General features: G+C 69.3%; 16 protein-coding genes. 12 read left to right on the forward strand and 4 right to left on the reverse strand.

The features are described 5' to 3' along the window. The first annotated feature begins 40 nt into the window (after positions 1-40). From purD to G515_RS0104635, 3 genes are all read left to right on the forward strand, one after another. Positions 41-1,309 (forward strand): phosphoribosylamine--glycine ligase, encoded by a 1,269-nt coding sequence (gene purD / locus G515_RS0104625; RefSeq protein WP_036554462.1) that lies wholly within the window; start codon positions 41-43, stop codon positions 1,307-1,309. Between the two features lie 417 nt (positions 1,310-1,726). Then, the gene (gene purB / locus G515_RS0104630; RefSeq protein ID WP_028659215.1) at positions 1,727-3,145 is read left to right on the forward strand and encodes an adenylosuccinate lyase; all 1,419 of its coding nucleotides are present in this window, start codon (positions 1,727-1,729) and stop codon (positions 3,143-3,145) included. A 101-nt stretch (positions 3,146-3,246) separates the two neighbouring features. Next, on the forward strand, positions 3,247-3,546 hold the full coding sequence (locus G515_RS0104635) for a GlsB/YeaQ/YmgE family stress response membrane protein (protein ID WP_036554305.1): 300 nt from the start codon (positions 3,247-3,249) through the stop codon (positions 3,544-3,546). Between the two features lie 18 nt (positions 3,547-3,564). Here the strand turns inward: G515_RS0104635 and G515_RS0104640 are convergent, their stop codons facing one another. After that, on the reverse strand, positions 3,565-3,885 hold the full coding sequence (locus tag G515_RS0104640; RefSeq protein ID WP_028659217.1) for an antibiotic biosynthesis monooxygenase family protein: 321 nt from the start codon (positions 3,883-3,885) through the stop codon (positions 3,565-3,567). 205 nt (positions 3,886-4,090) lie between these two features. After that, on the reverse strand, positions 4,091-5,833 hold the full coding sequence (locus G515_RS0104645) for an amidohydrolase (protein ID WP_051217879.1): 1,743 nt from the start codon (positions 5,831-5,833) through the stop codon (positions 4,091-4,093). Between the two features lie 247 nt (positions 5,834-6,080). Here G515_RS0104645 and G515_RS0104650 point away from each other — a divergent pair, with 247 nt between their 5' ends. The 4 genes from G515_RS0104650 to G515_RS19520 all read left to right on the forward strand — a co-directional run bounded on the left by G515_RS0104650 (position 6,081) and on the right by G515_RS19520 (position 11,014). Then, on the forward strand, positions 6,081-6,977 hold the full coding sequence (locus tag G515_RS0104650; RefSeq protein ID WP_028659219.1) for a phosphoribosylaminoimidazolesuccinocarboxamide synthase: 897 nt from the start codon (positions 6,081-6,083) through the stop codon (positions 6,975-6,977). Positions 6,978-7,149: 172 nt separating this feature from the next. Next, positions 7,150-8,244 (forward strand): homogentisate 1,2-dioxygenase, encoded by a 1,095-nt coding sequence (locus tag G515_RS0104655; protein WP_028659220.1) that lies wholly within the window; start codon positions 7,150-7,152, stop codon positions 8,242-8,244. Then, complete coding sequence (locus G515_RS0104660) at positions 8,241-9,422, forward strand: alpha/beta hydrolase (RefSeq protein WP_028659221.1); 1,182 nt, start codon at positions 8,241-8,243, stop codon at positions 9,420-9,422. The genes G515_RS0104655 and G515_RS0104660 overlap by 4 nt, the downstream gene beginning before the upstream one ends. After that, positions 9,419-11,014, forward strand: a complete 1,596-nt coding sequence (locus tag G515_RS19520) for a class I adenylate-forming enzyme family protein (RefSeq protein ID WP_051217880.1) — start codon at positions 9,419-9,421, stop codon at positions 11,012-11,014. The genes G515_RS0104660 and G515_RS19520 overlap by 4 nt, the downstream gene beginning before the upstream one ends. Before the next feature lie 161 nt (positions 11,015-11,175). Here G515_RS19520 and G515_RS0104670 read toward each other — a convergent pair whose 3' ends face one another. Next, entirely contained in the window at positions 11,176-12,306 is a 1,131-nt protein-coding gene (locus G515_RS0104670; RefSeq protein WP_028659222.1) for an epoxide hydrolase family protein, read from the reverse strand. A gap of 84 nt (positions 12,307-12,390) precedes the next feature. On the opposite strand from G515_RS0104670, the gene G515_RS0104675 reads away from it, so the two are divergent. From G515_RS0104675 to G515_RS0104695, 5 genes are all read left to right on the forward strand, one after another. After that, positions 12,391-13,347, forward strand: a complete 957-nt coding sequence (locus tag G515_RS0104675; protein WP_028659223.1) for a helix-turn-helix transcriptional regulator — start codon at positions 12,391-12,393, stop codon at positions 13,345-13,347. 310 nt (positions 13,348-13,657) lie between these two features. Next, a complete protein-coding gene (locus G515_RS0104680) occupies positions 13,658-15,175 on the forward strand; it encodes an ABC transporter substrate-binding protein (protein WP_028659224.1) in 1,518 nt (505 codons plus the stop codon). Positions 15,176-15,244: 69 nt separating this feature from the next. Beyond that, positions 15,245-16,189, forward strand: coding sequence for an ABC transporter permease (locus G515_RS0104685; protein ID WP_028659225.1), 945 nt, complete (start codon positions 15,245-15,247; stop codon positions 16,187-16,189). After that, positions 16,186-18,126 (forward strand): dipeptide/oligopeptide/nickel ABC transporter permease/ATP-binding protein, encoded by a 1,941-nt coding sequence (locus G515_RS19525; protein ID WP_281168280.1) that lies wholly within the window; start codon positions 16,186-16,188, stop codon positions 18,124-18,126. Before G515_RS0104685 ends, G515_RS19525 begins: the two co-directional genes overlap by 4 nt. Next, on the forward strand, positions 18,116-18,979 hold the full coding sequence (locus G515_RS0104695) for an ATP-binding cassette domain-containing protein (RefSeq protein ID WP_028659226.1): 864 nt from the start codon (positions 18,116-18,118) through the stop codon (positions 18,977-18,979). Before G515_RS19525 ends, G515_RS0104695 begins: the two co-directional genes overlap by 11 nt. Positions 18,980-18,985: 6 nt before the next feature. On the opposite strand, the gene G515_RS23885 is transcribed toward G515_RS0104695, so the two are convergent. Next, on the reverse strand, positions 18,986-21,403 hold the full coding sequence (locus G515_RS23885) for a LuxR C-terminal-related transcriptional regulator (RefSeq protein WP_169570442.1): 2,418 nt from the start codon (positions 21,401-21,403) through the stop codon (positions 18,986-18,988). Positions 21,404-21,469: the final 66 nt, after the last annotated feature.

Consider the following 21,469-nt stretch of genomic DNA (forward strand, 5'->3'; position numbering starts at 1 on the left):
CCGCACCCGGCCCGTAGGATCGCACACCGTGACCAACGCCCTGACCTGTCTCGTGATCGGAACCGGCGGCCGCGAGCATGCCCTCGCCCTCGCACTGGCGCAGGATCCCGCCGTCGCCGCGGTCCACGCCGCCCCGGGCAACCCCGGGATCGCCGAGGTCGCCACCCTCCACCCGGTCGACCCGATGGACGGCGTCGCGGTGGCCGAGCTGGCCCAGCGGCTCGGAGCCGATCTCGTGGTCGTCGGCCCGGAGGCCCCGCTGGTCGCCGGCGTCGCGGACGCGGTGCGGGCCCGAGGGATCGCCGTCTTCGGCCCGTCCCGGGCAGCGGCCCGGCTGGAGGGCTCCAAGGCGTTCTCCAAGGAGGTGATGGCGGCCGCCGGCGTCCCGACCGCGCGCGCGTTCACCTGCACCACGCCCGAGGAGACCGCCGCCGCGCTGGACGAGTTCGGTGCGCCGTACGTCGTGAAGGACGACGCCCTGGCGGCAGGCAAGGGTGTCGTGGTCACCCGTGACCGGGACGAGGCGCTCGCACACGCCGCCGCCTGCGGGCGGGTCGTGGTCGAGGAGTTCCTCGACGGCCCCGAGGTCTCGCTGTTCGCGGTGTGCGACGGGGAGCGGGCGCACCCGCTCCAGCCGGCCCAGGACTTCAAGCGGATCTTCGACGGCGGCCGCGGCCCCAACACCGGCGGGATGGGCTCCTACACCCCGCTCGGATGGGCCCGACCGGACCTCGCCCAGAACGTCCTGGACACCGTCGTGACCCCCACGCTCGACGAGATGAACAGGCGCGGAGAGCCCTTCGTCGGCTGCCTCTACGTCGGGCTCGCGCTGACCGGATCGGGCCCGCGGGTGATCGAGTTCAACTGCCGCTTCGGTGACCCCGACATCCAGCCCGTGCTCGCCCAGCTCGAGACCGGCCTCGGCTCGCTGTTGTACGCCGCCGCCCGCGGCCGCCTCGCGGAGACCCCGGCGCCGACGTTCCGCCCGGGCGCCGCGGTGAGCGTCGTCCTCGCCTCCGCCGGCTACCCGGAGTCGTCGTCGAAGGGCGATGTCATCTCCGGCGTCGGCTCGGCCGGGGCACTCGAGGGGGTCGACGTGATCCACGCCGGCACCGCACTCGACGGGGGCGAGCTGGTGACGGCCGGGGGGCGCGTGCTCGCCGTACGCGCCACCGGCTCCAACGTCGCAGACGCCCGCGCCCGTGCCTACGCCGCCGCCGACCTGATCTCCTTCGCCGGCCTCCAGCGCCGCTCCGACATCGCCGCCGAGCCCCTCGGCGTCGTCGAGGGCGCCTCCGCCACCGAGTGACTCTGCCCCCTCCTGACCGTTGAGTCGGTCGTTGTGGCTTGTCGAGTTGTGCCCTGTGGCTCGTTGAGTCGGTCGTTGTGGGTTGTCGAGTTGTGCCCTGTGGCTCGTTGAGTCGGTCGTTGTGGGTTGTCGAGTTGTGCCCTGTGGCTCGTTGAGTCGGTCGTTGTGGGTTGTCGAGTTGTGCCCTGCGGTTCGTTGAGTCGGTCGTTGCGATCTGATCGATTCAGATCGCGTGAGAGCACGACCGGCCGGGAGGCCCGACTCGATGGTCCGGGAGGCTCAACTCGACGGTCCGGGAGAGCCAACTCGATGGTCCGGGAGGCGCAACTCGACGGTCCGGGAGGCACAACTCAACCGGACGGGGGCGGAGTGGGGACAAAAGGGGACTGGGGAGTGGGGGATGCGAGAATGGGACCCGTGACCGTGCCGAATGTCCTCGCCACCCGCTACGCCGCCGCCGACCTCACCGCGATCTGGTCGCCCGAGCACAAGATCGTGCTCGAGCGGCAGTTGTGGATCGCTGTCCTCAAGGGACAGCGCGACCTCGGCATCGACGTACCCGACGGTGTGGTCGAGGCCTACGAGGCGGTGGTCGACAAGATCGACCTCGCCTCGATCGCAGCCCGCGAGCGGGTCACACGGCACGATGTGAAGGCGCGGATCGAGGAGTTCTCCGCGCTCGCCGGGCACGAGCACATCCACAAGGGGATGACCAGCCGCGACCTGACCGAGAACGTCGAGCAGCTCCAGGTGCTCTCCAGCCTGCGGCTGCTGCGTGACCGGGCGGTCGCCACCCTGGCCCGGCTGGCCCGGCTGGCCGCCGAACACGAGACCACCGTGATGGCGGGCCGGAGCCACAACGTCGCCGCCCAGGCCACCACCCTGGGCAAGCGGTTCGCCACCGTCGCGGACGAGATGCTGGTCGCGGTGCAGCGGATCGAGGAGCTCATCGCCCGCTACCCGTTGCGCGGCATCAAGGGCCCGATGGGCACCGCCCAGGACATGCTCGACCTGCTGGACGGGGACGCCGACAAGCTCGCCGACCTGGAGAACCGGGTGGCGGCCCACCTGGGGTTCGACCAGGTCTTCACCAGCGTGGGTCAGGTCTACCCGCGCTCGCTCGACTTCGACGTGCTCTCCTCGCTGGTGCAGCTCGCCGCCGGCCCCTCCAACCTGGCCACGACGGTCCGGTTGATGGCCGGCAACGAACTGGTCACCGAGGGTTTCAAGGAGGGCCAGGTCGGCTCCTCGGCGATGCCGCACAAGATGAACTCGCGCTCCTGTGAGCGGGTCAACGGGCTCGCCGTGGTGCTGCGCGGCTACCTGTCGATGATCGGGGAGCTGGCCGGCGACCAGTGGAACGAGGGCGACGTCTCCGACTCCGTCGTACGCCGGGTGGCCCTGCCGGACGCGTTCTTCGCCGCTGACGGGCTCTTCCAGACCTTCCTCACCGTGCTGGACGAGTTCGGTGCCTTCCCGGCGGTGATCCAGCGCGAGCTCGACCGCTACCTTCCGTTCCTGGCGACCACCAAGGTGCTGATGGCTGCCGTGCGGCAGGGGGTCGGCCGTGAGGTCGGGCACGAGGCGATCAAGGAGGCCGCGGTCGGCACCGCGTTGGCGATGCGGCAGGGCCAGGCCGAGAACGACGTCTTCGCCAAGCTGGCCGCCGATTCACGACTGGGCCTCGGGCCGGCGGACCTGGAGGCCCTGGTCGCCGAGCCGATCACCTTCACCGGTGCCGCCGTCGCCCAGGTGCAGGAGGTCTGTCGCCGGGTCGAGGCGCTCGTCGCCCGCCACCCCGACGCTGCGGCGTACGCCCCCGGCGAGATCCTCTGAGCCAGGCCGACTCGGTTCGGCCCGCCTCGGGCTGCCCTGCTACGGCGCGATCTGGGTAGTGTTGAACCGCGTCGGTGCAGGCGCGAGCCCGAGGAGGCACCATGTTCGACTTCTGGACCGTGCTCTACCTGATCGTCGTCGGGGTAGTGGCGGGCTACCTCGCCCGGCTGCTGGTCAAGGGGCCCGACCCGATGAGCTGGTGGCAGACCATCCTGCTCGGGATCGTGGGGTCCTTCATCGGCGGGTTGTGTGCGTTCCTGCTGTTCGGATGGGACGAGGACGAGGGCTTCTTCCAGCCGGGCGGCCTGATCTTCTCGATCCTCGGCGCCGTGCTCGCGCTGCTCCTGTGGCGGGTGATCCGCAAGCGGCTGGCGGGGTCCTCCGAGCACACCGGCACGTGAGGCCGCGCTAGCGAACCGTCACGCGGAGGGCTGGACGTCCAGGACGACGTCGAACTCGAGCAGCTGGGCCCCCGACGCGACCGGCTTGCGCGGTGCCTCCCCGGCGGGTGTGGCGTGTGCCGCGCGGGCGTCGCCGTCGCGCCAGGCGGCGAAGGACTCCTCATCGGCCCAATGGGTGACGACGAAGTAGCGCTCCTCGCCAGCGGTCGGCCGCAGCAATTGGAAGCCGAGGAAGCCGGGCGACTTCTCCACCGTTCCGGCACGGGCGGCGAAGCGGCGTTCGAGCTCCTCCCCGGCGCCTTCGGGGACGGAGATGGCGTTGATCTTCACGATGGACATGACCTCAACCTACTGACCCGTCCCGAACCCGTGGCCGTGGCGGGAGGGGGTACCGGTCGAGCCGGTCCGTGAGGCGGTGGTCGGGCGCCTGCGGTCGACGCGGTCCGGGACGAGGACCACCGTTCTCGGGCGAGAGAACCGGGGGGCTTCGTCCCGGACCATCCCCGGAGGGCCGGTCTCGTCGCGGCCTACCGGAAGGGGGCGATCAGTCCAGCGGCGGCAGGTTGGCCGGCGGCAGCTCCGGGCCGAGGCTGGGTGCCGCCTCGGTGGAGACGATCCGCTTCGGGGGCCAGGTGACCCCCTTCGGCGGCCAGGCCTGCTTGGTGCGCTGGAGGAACCAGGCGGGCGGCTCGTAGGCGGGCACCTCGAAGTCGTCGGGGAGCATGCTCTTCCAGGTGATGTTCTTGGTCCGCGTCTCGAACTCGTCCTTGATCTCCGCGAGTACGTCGGGCTGGGTCAGCAGGTCGACGGTGGTCGAGGCGAGGTACTTGGCCGCGGCGAGGGTGGCCAGGTGACCGGCATGGGTGGCTCCGCAGGCGGTCCGGTGCCACGAGTGGTTCTTCACGCCGCCGGGCTCGTGGGCGGTGGAGAAGGAGATCGTCGGCACGTTCCAGCTGATGTCGGCGACGTCGGTGGACCCGCCGCCGAGGAACGTGTTGTTGGGTGCGGCGAGCGGCCGGATCCCCTCGCTGAACCCGGTGGGGTTGGACATGCCGTTGCTCTTCTGGAGCGCCTTGCCGAACTTCTGGTCGTCCTCGTTGAAGGTCGGAGCGCCCACCAACTGCATGTTGGCGTGCATCAGCTCGGTTCCGCGCTTGTTGCCCAGGGAGTTCCAGACCCCGCCCATGATCCTCTTTTCCACCCGGGTACCGGTCGCCATCGCGGCGGCCTCGGCGCACTCCTCGATCCGCTTCATCAGCAGCGTCGCGCGCTCGGGGCTGCCCTCGCGGGAGTAGTACCAGATGCTGGAGAGGGTCGGATACACGTTGGGCGCCTGGCCGGTCTGGCGCAGGGCGTAGTGCATCCGCGCGCTGGGCGCCATGTAGCTCTCCCGGAGGAACTCGGTCAGCATCCCCATCGCCTGGACGGCGTCCTGGGTGGCCTTGGTGGCCAGCGGGGAGCCGCCGTGCCCGTCGGTGCCCAGGAAGTGGAAGACCTGGCTGGACAGCGCGTTGCTCGACCCCCAGCTGGTGGAGTTGCTGCCGCCCGGGTGCCAGTCGACGAAGGCGTCCAGGCCGTCGTAGACGCCCTCCTTGACCGCGACCGACTTGCCGATCAGCTGCTCCTCGGCGGTGGAGCCGAAGAACTTCAAGGTGCCCTGGATGTTCTTCCGGCGCATCGCCTGAGACACGGCGACGGCGGCCGCGGCGGCTGCCGCCCCGAGGGAGTTGTGTCCGCACCCGTGGCCGAAGCCGTAGGTCGGCGCGTACGGGTCGTGGTTGTACTCCAGCGGTGCGTGCTCGGGGTTGCCCTTCTCCTGGGAGAGGCCCGGCAGCGCGTCGTACTCACCGCTGAAGCCGATCACGGGGCCCTTGCCGTAGCTGAAGGTCGCCACGAAGGCGGTAGGCATACCGGCCACGCCCCACTCGATGCTGAACCCGCGGCGGCGCAGGAACTCCGCCTCCGCCCAGGAGCTGTTCCACTCCGCCAGGGAGGGCTCGGCGTACTCCCAGATCTGGTCGTTGAGGCCGATGATCTGGTCCTCGTTGTTGTCGATCCAGTCGAGCGCGGTCTCCTTGCCGGGGGTGTCGGCGGCGGCCCCGGGCTGCTCGTAGTCGGCGGTGTTGCTCGGGATCGTGGTGGGGTTCAGGGCCAGGTCGGAGGCGGCCACCGCGGGGTCGGCGGTCAGCACCGATCCGGCGGTGACCGCTGCTCCGGCGGCACCCGCGAGAGCGAGCATGTCGCGGCGGTTCAGGTGGGGTTGTTCGATGTGGTCGGTATCGCACATATGGAGGAGCTCCCGGAGTTGTCCGACCCGAGCCGGGGGACAGCCGACCCGGGCGATGGCCCCTTGGCACCACAACCCCTGTCGCCGACCCGAGCTCGGCAGGACGCGATTGCGTCCCAGGTCACATCTGAGCGGTCGCTCAGAACGGCGTCAACCAGCGAACCGGGCGCGTCGCGGAAGTTTCACATGGGTGAAACACAGCGGTCGGGGAGATGGCCGACGAAGCGCAGCCTCTAGGGTGAGGGGCGTGGCCGAGCTGAACATTCCTCCCGCCCCGGCGATCCCGGGTGCCACCCATCTGCACTCCGGCAAGGTGCGCGACCTCTATCGGCTGACCGAGGGCCCGCACGCCGGCCATCTGCTGATGGTGGCCAGCGACCGGATCTCGGCGTACGACTTCGTGCTGGACACCACGATCCCCGACAAGGGCGAGATCCTCACCCGGATGTCGCTGTGGTGGTTCGATCAGCTCGCCGACGTCGTCCCGAGTCACGTGGTCTCCACCGAGGTGCCGGCCGAGGTCGCCGGACGGGCGGTGATCTGTGAACGACTGGAGATGTTCCCCGTCGAGTGTGTGGCGCGCGGCTACCTCACCGGCTCCGGGCTGCGTGAGTACGCCGCCACCGGGGAGGTCTGCGGCATCGCACTGCCCTCCGGCCTGGTCGACGGCAGCCGGCTCGAGGCCCCGATCTTCACCCCGGCGACCAAGGCCGCGCTCGGCGACCACGACGAGAACGTCTCCTTCGAGGCGGTCGTCGGCACCGTCGGCGCCGAGACCGCCGAGGCCCTCCGGGACCTGACCCTCGCCGTCTACGGGCGGGCCGAGCAGATCGCCCGCGGGCGCGGCATCCTGCTGGCCGACACCAAGTTCGAGTTCGGCGCCCGGCCCGGCGGCGGGATCGTGCTCGCCGACGAGGTGCTCACCCCCGACTCCAGCCGGTTCTGGCCCGCCGACCAGTGGGAGCCGGGACGCCCGACCCCGTCCTACGACAAGGACGTGATCCGCAAGTGGCTGGTCTCCGAGGAGTCGGGCTGGAGCCCCGCTTCCGGTGAGGCCCCTCCGCACCTGCCCGACCACGTCGTCGAACAGGCCCGAGCCAAGTACGTCGAGGCCTACGAGCGCCTCACCGGCCAGCGGTTCTGAGCCCCCGCCGGGTCGGCGTCCGCGGACGCCGAGTCGGCGGGCTGGTGCTCCTCGCGCCGGTGCGGAGGAAACCTCATCCTTCGCGGGCGATCTCAGCCCGGCCCGGGCTGGGGTTGCATGGTCGCGGGTCGGGAGGCGATCTCCGCCCGCGACGACAGAGAGGCGCAGCAGCATGGAATCGTTCGTTCAATTCCGTAAGGGGGAGACCCCCCATCACGTCCATCGTGACCTGGACGGGCTCAAGGACGAGGAGCTCGGACGGTACGGATTCGTCGGCCGGCAGGCGCAGCTGTACCGGGAGAACGACCCGACGGCGTACACCGCCGAGGGAGACATCTCCCTGACCGACGTACTCGTGGAGGACCTCGAGCCGACCGACCTGACCGACGCCTCGGGGCGCCCCCTGGAGCTGTTCAGGAACGCCGACGTCCGGTTCCTGTTGAGCCGCCGGACCGAGCCGATGCCGTTCTTCGCCCGCAACGTCGGCGGCGACGAGCTCTTCTTCGTGCACCGTGGCACCGGCATCTTCGAGACCGAGTTCGGTCCGATCCCCTACGAGCCGGGTGACTGGGTCCTGCTGCCCAAGGCCGTGACCTACCGGCACGTGCCGGAGGCGGGCGCGGAGCAGGCGTTCCTGATCATCGAGGCGGTCGAGGAGTTCCGGGTGCCCGAGCCGGGGATCCTGGGCCGACACTTCCCCTTCGACAGCTCGTGCATGTTCGTGCCCGAGCCGGAGGTGCACACCGAGGGCGGCCCCACCTGGCAGGTCCGCCTGACCCGGCGTGATGAGACCAGCGTGCTGACCTACCAGCACCACCCCTTCGACGTGCGCGGCTGGAAGGGCGACTACTTCCCCTTCAAGTACAACATCCGCGACTACAACGTCATCTACTCCGAGTCGGTCCACCTCCCTCCGACCAACCAGTTGTTCCTCCAGGCCGAGGGCGTGGTCGTGCTGAACTTCCTGCCGCGCCCGGCCGAGAGCCGCGAGGGCACCGAGCGGCTGCCGTGGTACCACCGCAACGCCGACTACGACGAGGTCGCCCTCTTCCACAGCGGCGACCTGTTCGGCGTCCAGATGCCGCCGGGACTGCTCTCGCATGCGCCGCAGGGCATCCATCACGGTCCTCCCGAGCGGGCCCGGGCCCGCGCGCGCCGCAAGTTCGCCGAGTACGACCGCGTCAACTGGTCGGTCATGTCGATCGACTGCCGCAAACCGCTGACGGTCAACCCCGAGATCCGTCGCATCTCCCAGGAGCAGGCATGAGCAGCAGCACCTACGAGCGCACCCCCTTCCTGGTCGTCTTCCAGGACACCTCCTCCGCCCGTGACACCTACGGCGGCACCGGCGAGAACGTGGCGCTGGAGGCCCATCTGCTGCGGCCGGAGAACGAGTCGGACACCGTCATCGTGTTCATGCACCCGATCGGCGGCGGCGCCTACCTGCCGATGACCACCGCCCTGGCCAAGGCCGGGCACCACGTCATCTACTGCAACAGCCGCTATCGCGGCGTGGACTCCGCGCTGATCATGGAGAAGGTCGTCGAGGACCTCGGTGCCTGCGTCCGGCACGCCCGCGAGCGGCTGGGTTATCGCCGCGTCGTCCTCGCTGGCTGGAGCGGCGGCGGGTCGCTCTCGGCGTACTACCAGTCCCAGGCCGAGAACCCGACGATCACCAGCTCGCCCGCCGGTGACGGTCCGGACCTCACCGCTCTGGACCTCATCCCGGCCGACGGTCTGATGCTGCTCGCTGCCCACGTGTCGCGGCACGAGACGCTCACCGAGTGGATGGACGCCAGCATCCTGGACGAGTCCGACCCCTCGGTGCGCGACCCCGAGCTGGACCTCTACAACCCGGAGAACCCCAACCAGCCGCCGTACTCCGAGGAGTTCGTGGCGCGCTACCGGGAGGCCCAGATCGCCCGCAACCGCCGCATCACGGCCTGGGTCAAGCAGAAGCTGGCCGAGGTCAAGGCGTCGGGACGGCCGGTGGACGAGTTCGGGTTCGTGGTCCACGGCACCATGGCCGACCCCCGCTGGCTCGATCCCACCCAGGACCCCAACGACCGGGAGCCGGGCACCTGCTACCTCGGCGATCCGCAGGTGGTGAACATGAGCCCGGTCGGGCTGGCCCGCTTCACCACACTGCGCAGCTGGCTCTCCCAGTGGAGCTACGACGACGCGTACGGCAGTGCCCAGGAGGCTGCCCCGCACATCACCGTGCCGGTGCTCGTGGTCGGCAACACCGCCGACGACGCCTGCACTCCCAGCCACACCCACCGCCTGCACGAGGCCTTCACCTCCACGACGGCCGACCTGGTGGAGATCAAGGGCGCCACGCACTACTACGCCGGCCCCGGCCAGCGCGACCACCTCGCCCGCGCCGTCGCCGAGATCGGTGACTGGCTCGAGCGGCAGGGGTTGACGTCCGAGAGGGAGCGGTGAGCGACTCAGTCGTCGATGCTGCCGAGCCGGTCCGGTTCGCGAGCTGGCCGGAGCTCGTCTCCGGCCAGTCCGACCGGCTCGGTGCGCGACCCGCGATCACCGATGATCACGGGGACCAGCTCAGCTATGCCGACCTCGCGGCCGAGACCGCCGGGGCTGCCGCCGCGTGGGCAGCTGCGGGGGTAGGTGCCGGGGATCGGGTCGGACTGCTCGGCCGGAACTCGGCCGAGCTGCTCGTCAACCTGCTCGGACTGGCCCGGCTCGGTGCCGTCCCGGTGCTCCTGAGCTGGCGGTTGAGTCCGACGGAGCTGGGGGCGCTGGGGGCAGCGGTCGCACCCGTCGCGGTCGCTGCCGACGCCGATCTGGCCGAAGGCGCCGCGGCGGTGCTTCCGGAGGGGCTGCGGCGCAGTCTCTCCACGACCTCGGGCGACCTGCCTGACACCACCCGCCAGATGCGCACCGGGATCGCCGGGTCGGAGATCGCCCTCCCCTCCGGTGAGGGGACCTTCGTGCTGTTGCACAGCAGCGGCACCACCGGCCTCCCCAAGCTGATCCCGCTCTCCTACCCCAGCCACATCTGGGGATGCCGGCGGCTGGCCGACCTGGTGGGGATGGAGGTCGGCGAGGTGCACCTGCGCTTCACGCCGATGTTCCATCTCGCCGGGCTGCAGGAGGTGTTCACCGCCCTGCTCACAGGCGGGCACACCGTCCTGCGCTCCGGCTTCGACGCCGAGGGCTGGCTCGACGACGTCGAGACCCACGGGGTCCGCTTCGCCCACCTCCCGCCCTCGACCCTGCGAGGTGTCCTGGGCGCGTGGGACGGCAGAGCCGCCAAGCCGGATCTCTCCACGCTGCGGGAGCTCTGGTACGGCACCGCGCCGATCAGCCCGAGCCTGCTCGGGCGTGCGCTCGAGGTGTTCGGTTGCGATCTGCGGCAGGTCTACGGACTGACCGAGGCGCAGTGCCCGGTCTCGATGCTGCATCCCGCCGACCATCGCCTCGACGGCGAGCGGGCTGCGGAGATCCTGGCCAGCGCCGGGAAGCCGCTACCCGAGTGGGAGGTGCGGCTGGTCGCCACCGACGGGACCGAGGTCGGCCTCGGGGAGCCCGGTGAGATCCTGTTGCGTGGTCCCCAGTTGTTCGCCGGCTACTGGACCCGCGACGGCCTGGCCTCGGAGGCGGTCGGTCGGGATGGCTGGTACCACACCGGCGATGTCGCGCGCCTCGATGCCGAGGGCTACCTCTACATCGTGGACCGGCTCAAGGACATGGTGGTCTCCGGCGGAGAGAACGTCTTCCCCGCCGAGGTGGAGGGCGTGCTGGTCGAGCATCCGGGCGTGAGCGAGGTCGCCGTCATCGGCGTCCCCGACGAACGCTGGGGCGAGTCGGTGCACGCGGTCCTCGTCCCGGCCCCCGGGCAGCTGCTGGCCGCCGATGAACTGCTTGCCTGGGCGCGGCAGCGGTTGGCCGGATTCAAGTGTCCCCGCAGCGTGCAGGTGGTGTCCGCACTACCCCGAAACGCCAGCGGCAAGGTGCTCAAGCGTGACCTTCGTGCGCCCCACTGGGCGGACCGGACGCGCTGGGTCAACTGACGCGACGTGCGGCGCGCGGCCCCGGCCCTCGAAGGAGGACCGGGGCCGCGCGGGCTCGAACTGTCAGGTCGGTCAGGTCGGTCAGCAGCCGCTGGTCCGGCGGAGCCGGTCACCAGTCGCGTGGTGATCCGGCCTCACGGAACGTTGCTCGCCGCGCGTGATCACCGCGTGCCGAAGAAGGCGCGCAGGTCGGCCACGACGTCCTCGGGGACCTCCATCGCGGCGAAGTGGCCGCCACGGGGGTACTCGGCCCAGTGTTCGATGCCGGTGTTGTCGCGCTCGGCGAAGGCCCGGATGGTCTGGAAGTCGTCCCGGAAGACGGCGACGCCGATCCGGCTGTGGCTCAGGACCGGTTCGGCACCGGAGTGCTGGCCCTCGTAGTGGTAGCGGGCGGCGGAGCCGTAGGTGTTGGTGAGCCAGTAGAGCGTCGCCTGGGCGAGCACCTGCTCGGGACGGACCAGGCTGGTGCCGTTGCCGAAGTTCTCGAACAGTTCGCTGTAGGCCAGCACGCCCACCGGTGAGTCCGCGAGGGCGGCGGCCACGGTCTGCGGGCGGGTGCCGTTCATCTGGTTGTAGCCGCCGACCGACTGGAACCACTGCAGGTGCTCGAGCGCGGCGTACTCCTTCGGCCCGAACCCCTCGAACTCGCTCGGGTCCCCCGACGGGAACGAGAAGAGCTGGAGCACGTGCGCACCGAGGAAGCCCTCGGGCTCCAGCACCGCGAGGTCGCGGCCGATCATGGCGCCACCGTCGCTCCCGTGGACGCCGTAGGAGGAGTAGCCCAGGCGACGCATCAGCGCGTCGTACGCCTCGGCGACCCTGGCCGTCGTCCAGCCGGTGTCGACCATGGGGGTCGACCAGCCGAAACCGGGCATCGAGGGAACGACGACGTGGAAGGCGTCCTCGGCGCGGCCGCCGTGGGCCTCGGGGTCGACCAGCGGCTCGATCATGTCGACGAAGTCGAGCATCGAGCCCGGGTAGGTGTGCGCCAGGATCAGCGGGGTGGCGTCCTCGACCTGGGAGCGGATGTGCAGGAAGTGGATCCGCTGCCCCTCGATCTCGGTGATGAAGCCGGGGTAGGCGTTCAGCTGCTTCTCGACCGCCCTCCAGTCGAAGGCCTTCCACTGCGCGACCATGTCGCGCAGGTAGGACTCCGGCGTGCCGTACTGCCAGGAGTCACCCGGTACGGGCGGGGCGAAGCGGGTGCGCTCGAGGCGGGCCTGCAGGTCGTCGAGGTCGGCCTGGGCGACGTCGATGGTGAAGGGCACGATCTGGTCGGACTGGGTGTTCATGGTGACGGCCTCTCGGTTGGTCCCTGTGGTGAGTGCGACGTTATGAGCCAATGGGGAAGGGTTCGTTCCTGATAAACCGGAGGCATGAAGAAGACTTCGGGACGGCTCCTCGAACTGCTGGGGCTCCTGCAGGCGCGGGTCGACCGGTCCGGCCCCGAACTCGCCGAGCAACTGGGCGTCAGCGTGCGCACCGTGCGCAACGACATCGCCCGCCTGCGCGAACTCGGCTACCCGGTCGATGCGACGCGAGGTCGCGAGGGTCACTACCGTCTCGGTGTGGGGGCGAAGCTGCCACCGCTGCTGCTCGATGACCAGGAAGCGGTGGCGGTCGCGGTCGGCCTGCGGACGGTCACCGGGGTCGCCGGGTTCGAGGAGAGCGGGGCGCGGGCGCTGACCAAGCTCGAGCACGTCCTCCCGGAGCGGTTGCGGCGCCAGTTGATCGCGCTCCGCGAGGCCACCAGCGCGGGCCCGGTCAACACCGGATCCAACGTTGAGGACCCCGAAGTTGACCCCGCCGTCCTCACCGAGATCGCGGCGTCGATCCGTGACCATCGCGGGCTGCGGGCGTTCTACCGCGACGACGAGCGGCTCGAGGTCGAGCCCTACCGGCTGGTGGGCTGGCAGCGTCGGTGGTACGTCGTGGGCCGCGACCCGGCGGCCGGCAGTTGGGCGCCGTACCGCGTCGACTGGTTGACGCTGCGAACGCCCGGAGGTCGCGGCTTCAGCCCCGTCGAGTTTCCAGGCGACCTGACCGAGTTCGTGGTCCGGGAGGTCGCGCGCACGGGGTGGGCCGTGCACGCGCGCATCACCGTCGACGCCGGCGCCGACGAGGTCCTCGCACGGATCAATCCCGCGGTCGGCACCGTCGAGCCGCTGCCGGGCAACCGCTGCGTGCTGGTCACCGGCGGCGACAGTCTGGAGACCGTCGCGGTGTGGATCGGCATGCTCGGGCTCGACTTCAGCGTCGAGACGCCGGCGGAAATGGTCGACCACCTGCGGGTGCTCGCCGACCGGTACGCCGCCGCGGTCGCCGCTTCCTGACGTCGCCGGCTGTCGGCTCGGTTGATCCCGCCCACCGGGAAGCCGCAGCCTGCGTGGAGTTTCTGGGCGAGTGGATCCTGAACCGCGCCCTGTGACCGCCTGTGCCCCCAGACGCCAAGGCCTCCCTCGCTCGACCCTGCCGAGAACCGGCTCTTCAACGTGGTGGACTGGTGCTCTTCTCTGCTCCAGGCCGAGGCTCCATGTGGTCGCGCGGTGCGCGTGGGTCTCATCCTCTCCAGGTGATGTCACTCACACCCTGACGCAGCACAGTGGTGCTCTGCCGAGACACGGCGGAGAAGGAGATTTCGCGATGTTGCGACCTGCGAGGCTGGCTGCTGCCGCCCTGCTCACCACGGCGATGCTCAGTGCCTGTGGAGGCACTGGTGGTGCCACCATCTCCGAGGCGGATGAGAATCTGACCTTCAGCGTCCCACTCGGCCCACGGACCTGGGACCCGCATCCCGAGAGCCGGGTATTCGCCTACGGGTGGTACAGCCTCGTTTATGACGGGCTGATGAGCACGGACGCCTCAGGTGAGATCGTGCCCGGCCTGGCAACGAAATGGGAGCACACTAAGGACCGGCTCAGCCTCCAGCTTCGCAAGGGGGTCAGGTTCGCCGATGGCACCGCGTTCGACGCCGAGGCCGTGAAGTGGAACATCGAGAAGGAACAGAAGCAACCGGGCACCGCAGGTGCTCTCCAGGCGATCTCGCGGGTGGAGGTGGCCGCGCCCGACCGGGTGATCTTCCACCTCGCCCGCCCGGTCCCCGACCTGGTCTGGGTGCTGTCCAGCTTCAGTGGCCTGATGGTGAGCCCCGGTGTCAGCCAGGGTGAGTTGGAGGCCGGGACGCCGGCCGGTACCGGTCCGTACACCTTGGACATGTCCGCTTCGCAGAAGGACACGTCTTACACGTTCACTCCCAACGACAAGTATTGGGAGCCGGATGTGGTGGCCTTCGACGAGGTCGTCGGGGAGATCAGCGAGGACGAGGTTGCTCGGACCAACGCGCTGAAGACCGGTCGGGTCGACGTGGAGACGAGCAGCCCCCGTCAGGTCAAGAGCATCGAGGAAGCCGGCAACGGGCTCGACGTCGTGCAGTCGTTGAACTTCATCCAGAGCTTCGTGCTGCTCGATCCCGGCGGTGTCAGTGACCCGGTCCTGGGCGAGCCCGAGGTGCAGCAGGCAATCGGCCACGCTATCGACCGGGACGCCTTCGTGGCGGCCGTCAATGCCGGGTACGGCGAACCGACGGACCAGCTTTTCTCCGAGGGCCCCGGCTACATCGAGTCCTATGAGGGGCCTGAGTACGACCCCGAGAAGGCGCGCCAACTGCTGGACGACGCGGGGGTGGACGAGGTGACCCTGACCGCTCCGACGTGGGGCTCCTTCACCCCGGGCTCCGAGGCACTTGCGTCCATGCTGGCCGAGGTGGGGATCGACCTGCAGTTGGTCACCGTGTCCCCGGGCCAGGACATCGTGGGCGTCACCGGAGGCAAGTTCACCAGCACCTACACCTACATCCCGGACCGTCACCCGCACAGCATCTACAGCAAGTACCTGGCCGAGAACGCACCGTATAACCCGTTCAAGTATGTCGACCCGGAGGTCGAGCAGTCTGACGCACAGGCTCTCGAGGCGATGGGTGATGAGACGGCTGAGAACGCGGCGTACTCGACCATGCTCGACGACGTCTACGCCGGCAGGCTCATCCCACTTGCCCGCTACGACAACCTGATGGCCTTCGACTCCGACACGGTCTCCGACGTCGAGGGTTGGGCCGGGATCACCGGCTTCTTCTACGTCCGCGGGGCCCGTCCCGTCGCCTGACCCGCACGAGCGGGGGTCGCCGACCTCTCGGCGGCCCCTGCTCGTTCCGCGCAATCCGAGGAGACACTCGTGTTGAAACTCGTGGGGGACCGGTTGTTGTGGCTGGTCCCCATCCTGCTCATCGTCACGATGCTGACGTTCTGCCTGTTGAGTCTGGCCCAGGGAGACATCGCGGCCACGATCCTGGGCGATACCGCGACGCCCGAAGCCGTCGCCCAACTGAACCAGGAACTGGGGTTGGACCATCCCGTCTGGGTGCAGTACACGGACTGGCTTCTGTCCGCCGTCCAGGGCAATTTCGGCACCTCCCTGATTGACGGGAGTTCGGTGTCTGACTCCTTGCTCGCACGGCTCCCGGTCACACTCTCGCTCACTCTGGGCGGACTGGTGGTGGCCGTGGTGCTCGGTCTGGCGGGTGGGGTCTTCGCGGCACTGCGTCCCGGCGGGTGGATCGATCGGCTCACCACCGTGCTCACCTCGGCAGCCGTGGCGCTGCCCAGCTTCTGGGTCGGCATGCTGCTCTCGGTATGGGTGGGGGTGAACCTGGGGTGGTTCCCGGCCGGTGGCTATGTGCCGCTGGCCCAGGACCCGAGTGCATGGGCCTTGTCACTCGTCCTGCCGAGTATCGCGTTGGGACTCGCTCCGGCCGCGGGTGTGGCCCGTCAGATGCGAGCTGCGCTCATCACCTCACTGGATTCCGAGTACGCCCGGACCGCACGCGCCAAGGGTGTGCCGCGCGGACTCTTGATCCGGCGGCACGCACTGCGGAACTCACTCGGCCCGGTGTCGACCATCCTCGGCTTCCAAGCCGCCACGATGTTGGGTGGTTCCTTCGTGATCGAGATCATCTTCCAGCTCCCAGGGCTGGGCGGAATGATGGTGCCTGCGGTGCTGAACACGGACTACCCGATGATCCTCGGCGCCGTGACGATGATCGCGATCGCCGTCCTGCTGATCAACATGCTCGTGGACGTCGTCTACGGCTACGTCGACCCGCGGGTGCGTGCACTGTGAGCGCGGGCGCCGGACCCCAGGCACGGCTGTGGCGTCGTGTGACCAGGCAGCCCGTCACGATGGTGGCGGCCGGATACCTGGTGTTGCTCCTGTTCGTCGCGGCCTTCGCCACCCAGTTGACCCCCTACGACCCTGACGCTGGAGACCTCCAGGCACTTCTACAGGGGCCGAGTTCGGATCATCTGCTCGGCACCGACCAATTGGGGCGGGACACATTGAGCCGGCTTCTCGTGGCGACCCAGATCGCTGTGATCGCGGGCGTGGAGGCGATCGTGGTGGCGCTCGGGCTCGGCGTCCCCATCGGCCTCATCTCCGGGTATGTCGGCGGCCGAGTGGACCGAGCCGTGATGAGGATGGTCGATGTCCTGCTGTCGCTTCCGGGCATGGTGGTTGCCCTCGCCATCATCGCCGCGATGGGGCCCGGTCTGGTCAACGCGATGTTCGCCGTCGGAGTGCTCTTCGCCATTCGCATCATCCGGTTGGTGCGCGGCACGGTGCTGTCTGCTCGGGAGGAGTTGTACGTCTCGGCGGCTCGTCTCTCGGGTGCCCCGCCGAGAAGGGTGATCCTTCGCTACATCCTGCCGAACGTGTCGATCCCACTGCTGGTCGAGGTGGCGCTGTACTTCGGTGTCGCGCTGTTGATCGAGGCGATGTTGAGCTTCTTGGGCGTGGGGGTCCAACCGCCCCAGGCGACCTGGGGAACGATGCTGTCCGAGGCCCGCAGTTATGTGGGCGAGCAGCCGTTCCTGCCGGTGCCGGCAGGCGTGATGATTACCCTCACGGTGCTCGCCTTCAACTTGGTCGCCGACGGGCTCTCCGCCGCCTTGGACCCGCGGGAGAAGCGCCGGGTGCTGCCACTGCCGGACGCGCCGACCGACGCGAGCTCGGCGGACGAGGCAGACGGCCAGGCGGTACTCGCTGTGCGAGCTCTCCGGGTGCGGTTGCCTGGTGGGGACGGCGGGCTCGACGTTCTCCGTGGCGTCTCGTTCGACGTACACCGCGGAGAGATCGTCGGTCTCGTCGGAGAGTCGGGTTCGGGCAAGAGCCTGACCGCGCTGAGCTGCCTCGGCCTGCTGCCGCCGCGGGCCGAGGTCCGGGGCAGCATCCGTTTGCTGGGGGAGGAACTCGTCGGGCGACCCGAGAAGGAGCTCCAAGCCGTCCGCGGTCGGAAGCTCGCGATGGTCTTCCAAGAGCCGGCCAAGGCACTGAACCCCTCGCTCACGGTGGGCCGGCAGATCGCCGAGGGCCTGGAGATTCACCGCGGACTATCCCGCAGGGAGGCACTGTGGGAGAGCGCGGAGTTGTTGCGCAAGGTGGGTGTCCCGAATGCGGAGAAGCGGTTGCGCGAGTATCCGCATCAGTTCTCCGGCGGGATGGCCCAGCGAGTGGTGATCGCCATGGCGCTGGCGTGTGATCCCGACGTGCTGATCGCGGACGAACCGACCACTGCACTCGACGTGACCACCCAGGGGCAGGTGCTCGATCTCCTGCTCGATCTGCGGGAGCAGACCGGCGTCGCCATTCTTCTGATCACCCATGATCTCGGAGTTGTCGCGGACCTGTGCGACCGTGCCAATGTGATGTACGCCGGCGAGGTGGTCGAGTCGGCAGGGGTGCAGGAACTCTTCGATCGTCCCCAGCATCCGTACACGACAGCATTGCTGCGGGCGACGCCCGATGACCAGGCGGAGGTGGACCGGCTCGCTTCCATACCGGGGCAGGTGCCACGACCCGACGAACTCACTGGGGGGTGCGCCTTCGCGGGCCGATGTGCTCACAGGTTGAACCTGTGCAGCGAGGCACACCCGCGGATGATCGATGCCGGCGGCGGTGTGGAGGTCCGATGCCACTTGCACGAGGTCGAACTCGCCACCTCCGTGGCGGGTCCGGGTTCACGGACACGCCCCAGGATCAAGGAGTCGCACGATGACCGTTAACCCACGCGAACGACTGCTGGCCGTGCATGACCTTCACATCGTCTATCCGGGCCGGAGAAGGCTCCTGCGGAAGGCACCGGACAACCACGCTGTGGCCGGTGTGACCTTCAGCGTTGCCGAAGGGGAGACCTTCGGACTGGTGGGCGAGTCCGGTTCGGGCAAGAGCACCATCGGGCGCGCGATCCTCGGCCTCACCTCGGTCGCCGCGGGCAGCATCACCTTCCGGGGACGTCCGCTGCCGCGCGACCGACACGGTCTGCAGGGCTATCGCCGCTCGGTCCAGGCGGTCTTCCAGGATCCGCTCAGCTCGCTCAATCCGTCCATGCCCGTCGGCGGAGCCATCGCTGAGCCGCTGCGCAGGTTGCGGGAGCTGAGCGATCGTCGGGAGATCGAGCGCGAGATCTGCGCGTTGCTGGAGGCGGTGGGGCTTCCCGCAGAGACCCGACACCGCTACCCGAGTCAGCTCTCAGGTGGTCAGCGGCAGCGCGTGGCGATCGCCCGTGCCCTCGCCCCACGTCCCGAGCTGATCGTGTGCGATGAGGCTGTCAGTGCGCTGGACGTATCCACCCAGGCCCAGATCGTGAACCTCTTTGCCGACCTGCAGGCCGAGCTCGGGGTCGCGTACCTCTTCATCGCGCACGATCTGGGAGTCGTGCGACATCTGAGCCACCGCACGGGCGTCCTGAGTCGTGGCGAGATGGTCGAGCAGGGGAAGGCACGGGAGGTCCACGACCAGCCTCAACACCCGTACACCCAGCAGCTTTTGGCGGCGGTCCCGATCCCGGATCCAGTCCGCCAGGCTGAGCGGCGGATCGCCCGTCGGGCAGCGAATGCCGCACCGGTCTCCGGGTGAGGGTCCTCAGGGCTCGAGCGGGATGTAGCCCAGTTCCTGGAGCAGGGGGACCGCACGGTCTCGGCGTTCGACACCCAGCTTCTGGTAGATGTGCCGAAGGTGAGTCTTCGCGGTGTTCTCTGAGATGAACAGTTCCGCAGCGATCTGTGAGTTCGTCAGACGGGTGCCGAGATAGCCGGCCACCTCGGCCTCGCGAGGGCTCAACAACGGACTGCGACGGCGGGCCATCTCGTGGAGCTCGGCGAAGACCCAACGGACGTAGGCCGTGCTCGGGCCCAGCGTGGCGTCGGCGTTGCCCAGAACCTCGGGACCGAGGTCCGCGAGCCCGTCGGCCAGGTCCAGCAGGGTTCGCCGCAGCCCGGAGGTCTCAGCGAGCCGAAGGGCCTCGGTCAGGCGTGCGCTGGCGAGCACCGGGTCGCGTCGGTGCTGGTGGTGTGCCAGGAGAACAGCCTGGGTGACCCGGTCGAGCGACGTACCATCCCCATCATCGAGAGGCAGCCCTATGTCGGCGGCGGACTGGGATCGAAGACCCAGCACGAGACGGATGTGCCGCACATCCGCCGGCTGTGGGACACCGTGCAGACGGCGCTCCGCGGCGGCTGCGGCAGCGAGGTCCTGACGATGTAGAGCGAGCCGACCGGACACCGCCACGGACCGGGCGCGCAGGACCGGGTCCGGTACCTCTCGGGCCAGCGCCGCGATCCGCTCGGCCTGGTCGGCTGCTTCACCGGCCCGGCCGACACGAGCCAGTATCTCTGCGAGCTTCATCCGGCAACGCACCACCGTGGTCGGGAACAGCCCCTGAAGGGCAAGATCGAGCGCGGAGCTGAGGTGTTCGAGAGCGGAATCGTGCTCGTCCCTCTCCGCTGCCACGCTCCCGAGCACCAGGCGAGCCTCGGAGGTCAGGTGGGTCTGGTCGAAGGAGCGCCGCTCTGCCATGCGCAGGGCGGCGCGGGCCTGCTCCTCGGCCCGGAGGACGTCGCCGCCGTCGAGCGCGACCACGGCATCGCGCGCGATGGCGTGGACGAGGTTGAGCTGTTCCCCGGACAGTGTGGTGTCCGGTGCGGTTGCTGCCGCCAGCACAGCGACAGTGGCCACGTCGCCCTCCCAGGCCAGCACCTCCGCGATCTGGTCGGTGGCGTAGAGCCGCAGGTACGCCGTCCGGGCGGGCGAACACTTCAGGCCCGCCTCGATGCGAATCAGCGCAGCGTTGGCCGAGGTGATCGCCTCCTCGTGACGGAACTGCATCCGGAGCACGAACGAGCGCAGTACGTGGTACTCCACGACGTGGTCCTGCCGGTCCCATCGGTCTGGGGTCGCACGGTCGAGTAGCTGTTCCGCCTCAGGGGCCAAACCGGCGTGGATCAACGCCTTCACGAGTCCCAACACCGACGATGGGCGAAGACGTATGTTGCGGGGGAGCCGGCCGAACCAGGCTAGCGCTTCCTCGCTGCGGCCGAGCGGTTCCTGGGCACGCATCATTCTGATCAGTTGACGGACAGCATGCTCCTGGTTGGCCCGGACCATGTGGCTGACTGCGTCCTCCCACTCGCCGCGACGTTCGTGCTCCAGCGAGGCGGCATGGTGAATGGTGGCGAGCATTTCTCGAGGCGGCCGGCATGAGTCGCGGCGCAGCAGCTCCGCGACGATGGGCGGAAAGCAGTAGTAGCCCGAGCGCACCTGGTCGGGTAGAAGCAGACTCCGCCTCCGCCACAGGCCGTCGATCTTGGCTCCGGCGTGCACGTCATCGAGGGCGACTTCGGCCAGATCGGCGTCGAAGCGCCGGAGATGGGCCAGAGCAGACAAGAAGCGGCGCTCCTTGGTCGGCAACGGGTCCAAGACCTGGCTCCGGAGGTAGCTGTGGGCATCGGACGCGGAGATCGCGTCCGGTCGAGTGTCAGCGGCGGCCAGCAGCAGGCTCACCAGAGTCGGCCAGCCCGCTGTGAGCTGCTGGATCTCCGCCGCTCGGTCCGAGTCGGGGTCGAGACCGAGCCGTGCGGCGTTCTCGGCCACCTCGTCGGCGGTGAGGAGGAACTCTTCGAAGCCGAACGTCGCCGCCGAACCCTGGCCGAGTCGGTACTGCCAGTCGGTCAGTGGTTCCTCCCGGGACACGAGGACGGTGGCTGCCCCCCGCTCCTGGCGTGCCGTGAGTTCGGCCTCCCAACGCTGCATCTGGTCAGCTGGCGGAAGGTCATCGACCACCAGGGGCGCCGACTCCCGGAGAACGGCGGAGAGGTCCCCGTCGCGTTCCCGTCGCCAGATGACGGGCTCGTCGAACTGCTGCGCCCACGCGGCCACGGTCGTGGTCTTGCCGCTCCCGGCAGGCCCGACCACGCCCACCAGACCGCATCGCCGGATGAGCGCGTCGATCCGCCGGCCAGCTGCACTGCTGTGCACTACCTGTGGTGCGGGAGGTGATGACACTCAAATCACCCTGTTCGGCTGATGGGCTTGGTCGGTGAGCACGGTCACACTAACGAGGAATTGTTC

This window comes from Nocardioides insulae DSM 17944, assembly GCF_000422825.1.
In the GTDB taxonomy this organism is placed as follows: domain Bacteria; phylum Actinomycetota; class Actinomycetes; order Propionibacteriales; family Nocardioidaceae; genus Nocardioides; species Nocardioides insulae.

Bases quoted from the DNA above. Each gene is read 5' to 3' on its own strand.
- G515_RS0104640 (WP_028659217.1), bottom strand. From the start codon at position 3,885: ATGTCCATCGTGAAGATCAACGCCATCTCCGTCCCCGAAGGCGCCGGG.
- G515_RS0104670 (WP_028659222.1), bottom strand. From the start codon at position 12,306: ATGAACACCCAGTCCGACCAGATCGTGCCCTTCACCATCGACGTCGCC.
- G515_RS0104675 (WP_028659223.1), top strand. From the start codon at position 12,391: ATGAAGAAGACTTCGGGACGGCTCCTCGAACTGCTGGGGCTCCTGCAG.
- G515_RS0104655 (WP_028659220.1), top strand. From the start codon at position 7,150: ATGGAATCGTTCGTTCAATTCCGTAAGGGGGAGACCCCCCATCACGTC.
- G515_RS0104680 (WP_028659224.1), top strand. From the start codon at position 13,658: ATGTTGCGACCTGCGAGGCTGGCTGCTGCCGCCCTGCTCACCACGGCG.
- G515_RS0104660 (WP_028659221.1), top strand. From the start codon at position 8,241: ATGAGCAGCAGCACCTACGAGCGCACCCCCTTCCTGGTCGTCTTCCAG.
- G515_RS0104645 (WP_051217879.1), bottom strand. From the start codon at position 5,833: ATGTGCGATACCGACCACATCGAACAACCCCACCTGAACCGCCGCGAC.
- G515_RS0104695 (WP_028659226.1), top strand. From the start codon at position 18,116: ATGACCGTTAACCCACGCGAACGACTGCTGGCCGTGCATGACCTTCAC.
- G515_RS0104635 (WP_036554305.1), top strand. From the start codon at position 3,247: ATGTTCGACTTCTGGACCGTGCTCTACCTGATCGTCGTCGGGGTAGTG.